Consider the following 964-nt stretch of genomic DNA (forward strand, 5'->3'; position numbering starts at 1 on the left):
GAGTCACGACTCTCACTTTATTCCCTTATAAAAGCAGTTTACAACCCATAGGGCCGTCATCCTGCACGCTACTTGGCTGGTTCAGGCTCTCGCCCATTGACCAATATTCCTCACTGCTGCCTCCCGTAGGAGTTTGGACCGTGTCTCAGTTCCAATGTGGGGGACCTTCCTCTCAGAACCCCTACTGATCGTTGCCTTGGTGGGCCGTTACCCCGCCAACAAGCTAATCAGACGCATCCCCATCCATCACCGATAAATCTTTAATCTCTTTCAGATGTCTTCTAGAGATATCATTGGGTATTAGTCTTACTTTCGCAAGGTTATTCCCAAGTGGTGGGCAGGTTGGATACGCGTTACTCACCCGTGCGCCGGTCGACGCCTATCGGAAGCAAGCTTCCAATATCGTTTCCCCTCGACTTGCATGTGTTAAGCCTGTAGCTAGCGTTCATCCTGAGCCAGGATCAAACTCTCCATTGTAAAATATCATTTTTACTTCTTGCCTCATTGCTGAAGCAATCGGTGTTTGTTGTCTGTACTTAGGACGAATATCCTTTTCGTTTATTGAAGCTTAGTAAACCTGACTTGTCAATTGCTTGACGGTTCGTTTCTTTTACCCAGTCAACTTTCTTATTTCTAAGAAGTTAACCGCTTCTTGTACTACTTGTCTGTTTATGTAAAATCTTTCAAAGAACTCTTTCTTTAGTTGCTTAGAGAAGTGATTTCTCAAAAGCGAGTGCAAAAGTACAACAAAAATCTGAACCCACCAAATAATTCACAAGAAAAGTTTGCATTTTAACAGTATTTTAACACTTAGGTGGTAAAAAAGGGCTATTTTAGCCTTAACCAAGTGTTTTTCCATATTTTTATGAGCAGCAAAGAATCTGCGTCATCAAAGACCGAACAGGTCTAAAATCTGTGTACATCTGTGAAATCTGTGGGAAATAGGAAAAACAGCGAAAAAAGA

General features: G+C 42.3%; 1 rRNA gene. It reads right to left on the reverse strand.

From position 1 onward, the window contains the following. A 16S ribosomal RNA gene (locus CFT61_RS17125) occupies positions 1 to 477 on the reverse strand; the annotation flags it as partial. Positions 478 to 964: the final 487 nt, after the last annotated feature.

It is taken from the genome of Segatella copri, from assembly GCF_002224675.1.
Lineage (GTDB): Bacteria > Bacteroidota > Bacteroidia > Bacteroidales > Bacteroidaceae > Prevotella > Prevotella copri_U.